Annotated in this window: 10 protein-coding genes; 6 read left to right on the top strand and 4 right to left on the bottom strand. The window is 44.7% G+C overall.

Going from position 1 to position 10,936, the window contains the following annotated elements; translation table 11 throughout:
* Positions 1 to 371: 371 nt before the first annotated feature.
* Positions 372 to 680 carry a hypothetical protein gene (locus SE18_RS27325; protein ID WP_152976746.1) on the top strand — a complete coding sequence of 103 codons (309 nt, stop codon included), beginning with the start codon at positions 372 to 374 and terminating at the stop codon, positions 678 to 680.
* Between the two features lie 48 nt (positions 681 to 728).
* Positions 729 to 3,089 (top strand): MBL fold metallo-hydrolase, encoded by a 2,361-nt coding sequence (locus SE18_RS23835; protein ID WP_054536991.1) that lies wholly within the window; start codon positions 729 to 731, stop codon positions 3,087 to 3,089.
* A gap of 77 nt (positions 3,090 to 3,166) precedes the next feature.
* Here the strand turns inward: SE18_RS23835 and SE18_RS27320 are convergent, their stop codons facing one another.
* Genes SE18_RS27320 through SE18_RS27315 form a run of 4 tightly spaced genes read right to left on the bottom strand, consistent with a single transcriptional unit; the run spans position 3,167 to position 7,217 of the window.
* Positions 3,167 to 3,733, bottom strand: coding sequence for a hypothetical protein (locus SE18_RS27320; protein ID WP_152976745.1), 567 nt, complete (start codon positions 3,731 to 3,733; stop codon positions 3,167 to 3,169).
* Between the two features lie 22 nt (positions 3,734 to 3,755).
* Positions 3,756 to 5,168, bottom strand: a complete 1,413-nt coding sequence (locus SE18_RS23830; RefSeq protein WP_054536990.1) for an FtsX-like permease family protein — start codon at positions 5,166 to 5,168, stop codon at positions 3,756 to 3,758.
* A complete protein-coding gene (locus tag SE18_RS23825; protein ID WP_054536989.1) occupies positions 5,165 to 6,163 on the bottom strand; it encodes an ATP-binding cassette domain-containing protein in 999 nt (332 codons plus the stop codon). The genes SE18_RS23830 and SE18_RS23825 overlap by 4 nt, the downstream gene beginning before the upstream one ends.
* A 19-nt stretch (positions 6,164 to 6,182) precedes the next feature.
* Positions 6,183 to 7,217: a hypothetical protein gene (locus SE18_RS27315; protein WP_152976743.1), complete on the bottom strand. Its 1,035-nt coding sequence runs from the start codon at positions 7,215 to 7,217 to the stop codon at positions 6,183 to 6,185.
* A 154-nt stretch (positions 7,218 to 7,371) separates the two neighbouring features.
* Here SE18_RS27315 and SE18_RS27310 point away from each other — a divergent pair, with 154 nt between their 5' ends.
* From SE18_RS27310 to SE18_RS23805, 4 genes are all read left to right on the top strand, one after another.
* Positions 7,372 to 7,842 carry a hypothetical protein gene (locus SE18_RS27310; protein ID WP_152976742.1) on the top strand — a complete coding sequence of 157 codons (471 nt, stop codon included), beginning with the start codon at positions 7,372 to 7,374 and terminating at the stop codon, positions 7,840 to 7,842.
* Positions 7,843 to 8,637: 795 nt separating this feature from the next.
* Positions 8,638 to 9,087: a type II toxin-antitoxin system VapC family toxin gene (locus tag SE18_RS23815; RefSeq protein ID WP_054536987.1), complete on the top strand. Its 450-nt coding sequence runs from the start codon at positions 8,638 to 8,640 to the stop codon at positions 9,085 to 9,087.
* 12 nt (positions 9,088 to 9,099) lie between these two features.
* Positions 9,100 to 9,735, top strand: a complete 636-nt coding sequence (locus tag SE18_RS28055) for a hypothetical protein (RefSeq protein WP_054536986.1) — start codon at positions 9,100 to 9,102, stop codon at positions 9,733 to 9,735.
* 126 nt (positions 9,736 to 9,861) lie between these two features.
* Complete coding sequence (locus tag SE18_RS23805) at positions 9,862 to 10,725, top strand: class I SAM-dependent methyltransferase (RefSeq protein ID WP_054536985.1); 864 nt, start codon at positions 9,862 to 9,864, stop codon at positions 10,723 to 10,725.
* Positions 10,726 to 10,936 lie beyond the last annotated feature (211 nt).

The raw sequence follows: 10,936 nt of genomic DNA, 5'->3' as shown, positions 1-10,936 counted from the left end.
CCACCAGTGACGCGGAGATTCGCTTGTGGCGTCGCAACAAACTACGGGGTTGATAGACAGGTTTGCCATCGTTAATAGACGTACAGATGTTCGCTGCCATGTTTCGGGGGGCCGTGCGTTTAAGCCCTAGTGGGTGCGGTATCATCAGGACTAGTTATAGCAGGATTAATTGTTTCAATTTTATATGGTGATGAGAATAGAACGTTGTTTACGACATTTTATCACTATAGCAAAATTATTATTCTTATATTAATTATTATTGGATTTGCAATGCCTCAATCGCTTGTAAGACTACTAGCGCATCCTTTGGAGCAACGGCAGGCTGAAAAAAAAAACGGGATGAACTACTAATCTCACAACTACATATAGCCATGACAACAATTGTGCCATTTGTAGTTTTGGCCACTGACAATGCTGCTTTACGTAAATATCGAAGAGAAATTGAGATCAATGAAGCACGAGAGGTTATCTATAGTCATCATACAATAGAGCCGCTCATTGATAATGAGGTAGCCCTTATTAGAGAGTTGCTTGATAAGCACGTTATTTATATGCGCTATGGAACATCTACTCCAAGCTTACCCTCAAAACAAAATCACAATATACAGATAGCAAGACGAATGTATCAGCAACAGAAAAGTGTCTTGCGCCAGCGTATTAGAATAGAAAGCAGAGATTGATTATTTGGGTAATCAATTATCGCTATCTGGCTGAGAGGAGCTTTCCCCATGATCAGTTTTCACCCCTTTGGCGGCGCCCAAGAAGTCGGCGCATCGTGTGGCATCCTCAAACTGGGCATGCGCCATATCCTCGTCGATGCGGGCATGCGTCCTGCCGCCCGCCCTGGCCAATCCCGCACACCCGACTTGGAAGCCCTCAAAACCTTTTCGCTCGATGCGATCCTGATTACGCACGCCCACATTGACCACACGGGCTGTCTGCCACTCGTCGCCAGTCTCTTTCCCACCGTGCCGATCTATGCCACTGAAAGCACGATCGCGCTGATGCGGATTTTGCTCTTGGATAGTGCGCGGATTATGGAACAGGAACACCTCGCGCACGAACTGGAAACGCCCTTGTATGACCAAGCGATGGTGACGGAAACGCTGGCGCGCATTATTCCGGTGGCTTTCCATCAGGAATTGCGTCCCGTGGCCGCCAACCAAGAAATCGCCGTGACCTACCTGCCTGCGGGCCACATCCTCGGCGCGGGCATGCTCCATATCACCAGCCCATGGGGCAGTGTCCTGCATACGGGCGATATTTCGGTCGGCCATCACCGCACCATCACGGGCGTTGACCTCAATACGCTTCCACAAGTGGACATGATGATTTGCGAGGGAACCTATGGCAACCGCAGTCACACCTCGCGCAAAGACCAAGAGCAGAACGTGGTGGCCACGATTCAGCAAGTCATTAGTCAGGGCGGGCGGGTGCTCATTCCGGCCTTTGCCGTCGGGCGGGCGCAAGAACTCATCCTGATTCTCAAAGCCTTCCGCACCTCCGGCGTGGTGTCGCCCGTGACGATCTATGTCGATGGGATGTGCAAAGCCGTATGCGAAGCCTATCAGCAGCAATCGCATGACCTGCATCCGGCGCTGCAAAAGTTCTTGACGAATAGCCAGCGCCCGTTGTTCGTTGATCCGACCTTTGGGGTGCTGGCCGTGCATCAGGGCATGCGCCCGCGCGTGATTGCGAGTGACGAGCCAGCGATTATCATCAGCACGTCGGGTATGCTGACGGGTGGGCCAGCGCCGTTGTATGCGACGAAATTAGCCCAAGACAAACGCAATGCGATCATTTTCACGGGCTATCAGGACGAAGAATCGCCAGGCGCGGCCATGCTCAAAGCCACCCAGGGCGGCACCATCACCCTGAATGGCCAACGGGTCACGCTGGGCTGTCCGGTCTATCGCTATGGGTTGTCGGGCCATGCGGATCTGGGCCAACTGGAACAGGTGATTCGCCTCGTGCAGCCCCAGCAACTCGTGCTAGTCCATGGCGATCGCGATGCGCTCAGCCACCTTGCGGCGCGCTTCAAAAAGCTGGCGGTGGCGATTCCCGCTGCGGGCGATGTCGTCACCCTGACCCGCCGTGCGCCGACCCTCAGTGTGCAGGCGGGGCAACGACTGGATCTGCATGAATCGACTCCGGCGGTTGTTGAGCCGATGGCCGAACCCACGCCGCTAAAGCCTGCGCCCACACTGGCGGATTTGTATGCGATTGCCACCGCCAATGGGATTCCGGCGCGCCCGTGGACGGCCATCGAGCTGGGCGCAGCTTGGTATGGCACGGCCTATCAGCCCACCTTGCGACCACTCGTCGAGGGGGTGTTAAGTGTTGCCCGCAGCCACTTCCGCACCAAGCGCCTCGGCAGCCAAACCGTGTTTACCCCGCGTCCGGTGCTCGAGAGTGGCGAGCCGAACGTGGCCGCACCGCCCAAACCGCAGCCGGATGATCGCTGGGATGTCGTGCCGATTGGCCAGATTGTCTTGGTGCTTGGCTCGGCAGCGCCACCCGACCGCGTGCAGTTGGGCCTCATCACGGGTGAACCAACGGGCAGCACCGTGCCGCTGGTCGTCGAGGCGTGGAAAAGTGCCAGCCAAGTCCGCGATACGATTCAGGGGGTTACGCCCATGAATCGGCTGGAGTGGGTAGTGCTTGAGCATGCGGAGATTCAAGCGCAGCTGAAAGCGCTGCGGGCCACCGTCGATGCGATTCCCATTGATGTGCTCAAACTCTGGCAAGCACAAAACGGCCAGCCTGCGCGGCTGGAAACGCTGATGGCGACGGCTCCCACGCTGGAGGAACAAGTGGCCACGGGCATCACGCTGATGCGGCGGGGCTTGCTCGTCTGGAAACGCGACGGCTCGCGCTGGATTCCCAAGCCGTTTGACTCACTGAATGATCAAGCGCTGATTACGCGGCACTTAGAGCTAATCACGCAGGTGGGGGCGGTGGTCACGCATACCAAAGATGGCCGCACGGGGACACTCACAGGGCGCGGTGGCTGGCTTCAGGTTGAGGTGCGTTGGGATTCGGGTGCTTTGGAGTTGGTTAAGGATGGGTTGGTGCGGATCATAATATAAATAAAGACTGAAAATAGATACCTACTATACAACAATTTATTAATTCTATAAATTTAAGGACCGTATAATAATTAGTATTAGGGTATATTCCTATATTTTCTGCCTATCCAAGATGTAACCCAACCAACAATACATCCTGTTAACAATCCATAGATAGCTCCTTCCACCACTCCCCAATATTTATAAATTCTATATATGATTGGATAAGATGGAACAATTGTCAGTAAACATAAACCTATCACAAAACTAAGAATCGTTATTATTACCATGGATACGGGGGAAGTTTTATTATCACCTTCGATAATTATATAAATAATAATTAATATAGAAACTACTATGCTAGATGTGAATGAAATATCCCATAATATTTCGATATTACGATTCTTTAAACTGAAAACCCAAGTGAACCAAATTAAATACCAAACACCTATATATATAATAGGCCAACGAATAGTTAGTGTTTCATGAAACACTTTATAAGATTTTATTAATATACCGTCTGTGGTATAAATCATTAATAAGGATGGCCCAGATAGTAATCCTAATGTTCTAAGATTTGGTCCAAGCTCAGGTATAAGAGCAATCATAGACAGAAGAATAAATTGACATAATATGTGTATTGATATAATATTTTTACTATTCATAGCTATTAATAATTCCTTATATTTATTGTTCTCTTGTGAATATAAGATCAGAAACTTGATAACGTTTTATTGAATAAAATATTATAATAGATACAAGTAATCCGATGATGATTGGAATACTTGCTCCTATATATAAAAATATATCAATTTTACTATATATTACATCTTTATATACATTAAATATTTGATAATATATATAATTATTTACAAGTATATATATTGATATTCCTATTAAACTACTAGGAATAGACAAGCAAAACGATATAATCAATATTATCACAAAAACATCAATTCTATTAGCTCCAAGCATAATTATTGTTCCTATTTTCTTCTTAGAAGAATTGATTGTACTCTTTATAGTAAAGAATGTTAGTAAAATTGATATAAAAATTACCAACAAACACCCGTTGAAAAGTATATTTTTTATCGATAAAACTATTTTTTGTGCATCTTGTTCTTTATCGAGTGCTGAAACGGCAATAAACCCCAACGACGATAGTCTTTTTTGAACTTCGCTTACATTCTCGATTCCCGAGACCATTGCCTGAATGCCTGTGTAACCTCGATTGTTTACTATTGATAATGAGGTATCATGAACTTCCCAAGCGGCTATTTCTAATGCAAGAGTCATAGGTATATAAGTTCGATCTGATGGGGCTCTAGCCGCTACCCCAACTATAAGTAGTTGATATGATATTTCATCATCAGTAGATAAAATTATATAATCCGATATTGGCGCTGTCACGTCAATCAAGGAATTCCTTTGAGGTATAGTTGTAATACCAAGTGATGGTGTTATAGGATAAGAATTTTGGCTTGGTATATTAATATCATTGTCTTGTATAGAGGTAGGTTCTATAATTACAGGAGTTTTAATTATATTTGGTTCAGAAGGTGTAACATAGGTATTATTCACTGGATTGCTTACTGGTCTCCTAAGAGTTACTATTAAAGACTTATTAATAACTTTACTGGGATCAGTAATACCCATAGCTCTAAGTGTTCTTTCAGTAATTACAATAGTACCTATATCATTTGATGAAATATTTCGTCCATAACTAATTGTAAGATCACTTAACTCTTGTGAATTTGGGTTCATACCTATAAGTATTGACCTTATATTTTCATCTTTATATTCCAGCAGTGAAAGAAATGAGAAATAAGGGTCAACCTTTGATACTTTATCAGTATCGTTTATAATTTCAATATCTTTTGAATTAATGATTGAATTATCTGATTTAGATATAATCCTTATTAATTGCAGATTATATTCGCTGCTAATTATGTTTCTTATGAAAGTTTCTGCATTTATTGCTGCATCGAGCAATAAAATGGATAAAATAACACAAAATGATAATAGCAATACTGTCGCCACTGATTTAAACTGCCTATACGTTGACTTGATGAAATATATATATATTTTAATTCTATTCATCTTGAGCCTCCTTTAATTTTCTTATGAATTGATATTAGTTCATTCATTAATTTATCAATTACATCCATATCATTAATAAATTTATTCTTACCTTCTGGTGAATTTATCGATAAATATAATTCTCTTGTTTTTATTTTTACTTTTTTAATTAATGAAGGTATGCTTTTATTATATTTATCTAATAATAATTTATTTTCATAATTAATTCCCATTATCTCATTTATTTCATTCTTCAATAGCTTCATTTGATTTATCAATTCAACTATTTCGCTATCAACTATTTCATTGGAGTTATTATTTTCTATTATCCCATCATTTATCTTTATTGTGCTAAAGATATTCCATGGTAAATATTTTTTCCATAAATCATCATGTGTAACTATAATAATTGTTTTACCTTTTTCTATTTCACTAGAAAGAAGATTAAAATATACTTTTCTAGATTCTGCGTCTATTGATTTATATGCCTCATCAGCTAATATAATTTTTGGGTCACTTATGAATGTACGAGCAATACCCACACGTTGTATTTGCCCCGGACTTAATTTGTTTATTGATCTATGAATAAATTCCTTTAATCCTAGTATTTCTATCAAGTATGATATCTGTTTATCTATATTTATATTTGACAATTTATTATGAAATAGTAATGGCATTTTTATATTTTCTATAATACTCAAAGTATCTATCATACTAGGAGATTGTGTAACAAGTCCACACATATACCTTCGATAATAATGTAATAATCTTATATCGTTATATAAATTCTTACCATCAATTAATACTTTCCCCGATTCCGGCTTATTTATACCAGAAATAATACTTAGTAATGTACTTTTTCCTGATCCATTTTTTCCTTCTAATAATATTTTTGAGCCTGATGGGATATCTAATGACAAATCAGAAATAATATTTCTTTTACTCCATCTAAAAATGAAATACCCTTCATAAGCCTTCTTCGTAATATTAACTAAATTTATATTAGGTATACTCATTATATAACTCCTAAATCGATTAACTTCTACAAGGCGAATATTCCCTTTCATTTGTTGGAATAAAAGGAAATACACTCGCAGGAATTGGTTGTACTGACTCCGAGCCCCAATTTAGTAATATATCAGTAATTTCATCACCAGATCGATTATATTCTAGAAGTGTTACGTTTTTTTTATTCTCATCTTGTGTAGCCTCTAAAGGATTATTTGATGTTATAAGAGGAAGTTGACTACACAAATTAAGAAAAGTATGGACATCGGTTGATTGATCTCGCCCCATACCTTGAGCCTCTAGGCTAGTGCTTGCTAATATATCAGCAATTGCAACCTCATCTTCTAGACGAAGTTGTTTTTGTGCAAAAACAATTTGTTGCTGAGCCTCTGTCAAGCTCTCTTTAGTTGACATAACAACAAATTCAAATACATTTGGATCTGGGTATATCCACACACTCATTGCTATATGTTCATCAGTTGTTGTAGAAAGATAAGTAGCCAGTACTTGATATACTCGTTGTTGTATGCCATCTTTCGTCGGAGCTATCAAACGAACATCGGATACAGGAAGAATTGCAAGTGGCCCCATATCACCAGACGTATATCTTGATCCTGTTAGTCCCTCCCTATTTATAGATTCGTAATATACTGCCTGTCCAGGTAGTACACCTTCTTTAACTCTTACAGCAACTGTATGTGTCCAAGAAGACAAATAGTTTTGATCAATCCATCCAAGAGGGCCTTGTCCAAAAAAGCCGACGAGACACCTATTAGAAGCTCGCTCATAAACTTCAAGGAATGTCCATAGTGGAACAGAGCCTTTAATACTGTTATCGCTATTATTATGGTATAACGACGCATTATCTTTTGTGACTACTACTTTTTGAATAAACCCATATTTATCTCGTAATGGAACACTTCCATCAGTACTTGCTGTTGGTGAACAAGCAGGAGAAAGTTTTTCGGGAATAATAATATCAATACTATTAGGATTATTAGATGAACTACATCCATTTAATAATATAAAAATAACATATGCAAATCGTGTAAGTTGCTTCATATTTTCCCCGCATAATTCCCATAATGCCTATAAATGAACTTACACGATTATAAATTAGAGAAGCAACATGATGTTGCTTCTCTAATTTATAAATAACTAATTGTTCTGAGATTTTTTGTTACTATATTTACTTCTAACCCGAATTATGAATCCTATGAGTATAGTTGTTAAGCCTACAATACTAATCCAATTAATATATCCAGATTGGTTGCTTCCGGTACGAGGAAGCGATGGATTAACCTTTCTCGGAGTAGGAGGGCGCATTGTAGGCTTAATTTCCGGCGTAGCAACAGATGTAGGTTGTACAATTATCGTTGGCGAAATGGATACCGTAGCCGTAGGAGGCGTATTTGTTGATTCAACAGTAGGAACAATAGTACTTTCTGATGTTGGACTCATAGTACCTTCTATAACCGTTGGAATAGGTGTCTCGATAGGCGTAAGAACGGGTGGATCAGTTGTGGGGAGTGCTGTTGGTGTCTCGATAGGCGTAAGAACGGGTGGATCAGTTGTGGGGAGTGCTGTTGGTGTCTCGATAGGCGTAAGAACGGGTGGATCAGTTGTGGGGAGTGCTGTTGGTAGCTCAATAGTTGGATCACTCGTTGGAAGAGGAGTCTGTGCATAAATACTATTAGGATTCAATAACATTATAGCACTAATAATTGCTATAATTAACCATTGGCCTCTTTTCATAATCGTCCTTTCTATAGCATACTATGATCTAGATACTGAATGATAATATATACCATTAAGCGTCAAATAATTTTTTATAAGATACATCTGCAATCCTAACAAATCATAATACCTATGTCAATATACAATTGTTAGGAATATATAGAAAAATTTACATAGGAGTAAATTTTGATGAGCATGAACCCACCGACAATGGTCTCGGACGATCCTGCGGCGGATTCAGCACTCCACCCCACCTCCTTATCGATGGTTGCGGACACCCATTGGACGAGCGGTAGCATGGGCGCAGAAACCGACGATTTCTCCTAATAATGACTCGTATATTTTCGGGCAAGTTTGATACGTAGGGTACTGATTTTGTCGTTTGTATCAGAACCCATCATCCCCAGTGAGGCTGCTCTGGCAGCAGAAAACCGTATCATTCCTGTGAAAAATCGAGCGGATGATAGAGCTGATGCTAGCAGAATCATGCTAAAATAACACCATTACCAGCGTGCTACCAACGGAGGATTCCCATGACCCAAAGTTCAAAAAAATCACCGCAGCGCCTGCGGGTCTTGGATCAGAAGGCTGCTCGCCGTGCGGCATCACTCACACCCCGACCCTTAAAGCCAGCACCAAGCACAGGACAGTCGCTTGCCACCTTTCGCGGTCGATGGGCCGGAGATGATCAGCATGAGCGATTGGCAGAAGTGTACCAACTGCGTGGACTGGCGGGTCTCGATTAATGTTTCTGCTGGATACCAACCATTGCAGCCTGATTCTCCAAGGCAATCCCATCGTGCTGGAGCACTTGGCCACCATTGGCCAAACACCCGTCATGACCTGTGTCATTGTGCAAGGTGAATTAATTCTCATGGCCGAACGGTCAGCACGGCGTGCCGAAAATCGCCGCACCGTCGATGCCTTCTTGCGTGAAATCACGATCTTCTCGATTGACCAGATTACAGCCCATACCTATGGCAGCCTCAAGGCCGCCGTCTTGCAGCACTTTGGCCCGAAGGAAAAAGCCAAACAACGGCATACCGCGCTCCACCAACTGGGCTTTTCGGAAAATGATCTCTGGATTGCCGCGATTGCCCTCCAATATCAGCTCACGCTGGTCTCGATGGATAGCGATTTTCAGCGGATGCAGGCGGTGGTCTCCCTGCCCACGGTGCGCTGGGATCAGGCTTAAGCGGGAATCTCCATGAAGACACTCATCGATGCCAGCTTCAGTGCAGTCCGGGGTCAGCTGGATGCGACCCTATCGACTGCCGAGCCGGGTGAGGAATCAGACACAAGAATGCGACAAACACTGCGACACCGATGCTGGATTATGCTCTGTATGCTCGCGCTGCTTGGCAGCTGTGGCCCCACCGCCACGGGTGGTATTCCTGAGCGCGATGATCGGTTTACATTTACGCCGCTGACGGATGACATGGCGCGGTCTGGAACATCACGCATGCCCATTGATATGCTCCAACGAACATTGCAGATACCCTATCGTGCCCGCTTTCGGGGATCGCTCTTGGCCCTGTTTGGCGAGCCGTTAAGCAGTTCCACCGATGCGGAAAACGCCTTTTCCTATGTCCTTTCCGTCCAGAATGATCGCGGCGAGACGTGGATTATGACGGCCTATGAAGGACCGACCGGACCAGCTTTTGGCGGGTTTATGCCCGCGACGACGGATGAACCGATACGCGGAGCAGAAGCACTCCTTACCCTGATCGAGTCCACGCCACCCGCCGATTTCGATGCGGTTCTTGAGGCCGATGACTATGACAGCCGTATTTTCTATGGCTGTCGCGCAGGAGATTGTTACTGGCGCGAAGAACCCCAATAACGGATAATCGCGACCGTATACGCGTTTAATCATTGGAATCGGCAATTCAGACCACGCTCGGTACGATACATCTGCGGTGTGGGCCGTGAACGGGTTCTTCTATGCTCTGTTTTAGAGGAGGTAACGGTGAGTCTTGCGCAGCTTTGGGACGCGTACCAGGAGCATGGATACCGTGCCGATCAGCCCATCGGCACCGATCCGCTGGATCAGTTCTATGGCGCACTACTGGCGTTCGGCCACCAAGACCTCGCCCGTGCCGCCGAGTTGGCGCGTCAGGCGGCGGCAGGTGACCCAGACGACCGAGTGTTTACCGAGGCGGCGGCCTACCTCGGTCGGGTGGCTCACCAAGGCAAGCACCATGTCTATGTCAGCGGCGACGCGTTTGCGGCCTTCATCGGCGGCGGTGGCAATGTCCCGTTATACGCGGCAACGAGCGCAGCCCTGCGCGCCGCCTACGCCGAACACGAGCGGTTGGATGTGCTGGATATCGGCGTTGGCAATGGCCATGCCCTGCTTCCGGCGTTGACCCCAACCATTGACCGCTTGGGGGTCGTCGAGCCGTCGGCAGCGCTGCTGGCCGACCTCCGTGAGCGCCTAGAAGCGATCGGACGGCCCATCGATGCCTTCGCTGGCACCGCGCAGGAGTTCGCGCATCACGATAACGGTGGCTGGACAATCATTCAGGCCACCTATAGCCTGCACTCGATTCCACCCGAGGAACGACCGGGGCTGCTGCGTCGGCTCCGTGACCTGGGCCAGCGCCTGCTGATCGTCGAGTTCGACGTGCCGGAATTCGCTACCATGTATGACCCAGCGCGGGTACGCGATATCGTGGGCCGCTATCAGCGCGGACTAGCCGAGTACACCGACGACGGCGGATTGGTTGCTCAGGGCTTTCTGATGCCCGTTCTCCTCGGATACTTCGACCAGACGGCCGCCCGCACGACCTACGAGGTATCGGCGTATGATTTTGGGACTGGTATACGGTAACATTAAAAAGCAGTAAAAATAGCCTCAAAAAGCTACTTTTTATACGGTATGAGCTATTCTGTTGTGAGTTTTTCGCGGTTTTATTGCTACAGAACTGCCCAAGGGTGGCGTATGCTCATCAATTTTGGTTGAAATTGACGACAGAAGACAGAAGGATGATTTCTGTCGTGGGTTTGTGTTCATTTTGAACGTTTGAACAATAAAAATTAAA

It is taken from the genome of Herpetosiphon geysericola (assembly GCF_001306135.1).
In the GTDB taxonomy this organism is placed as follows: Bacteria; Chloroflexota; Chloroflexia; order Chloroflexales; family Herpetosiphonaceae; genus Herpetosiphon; species Herpetosiphon geysericola.
The sequence above is the reverse complement of the archived record's forward strand: the minus strand, read 5'-3'. Positions and strand labels throughout refer to the sequence as shown.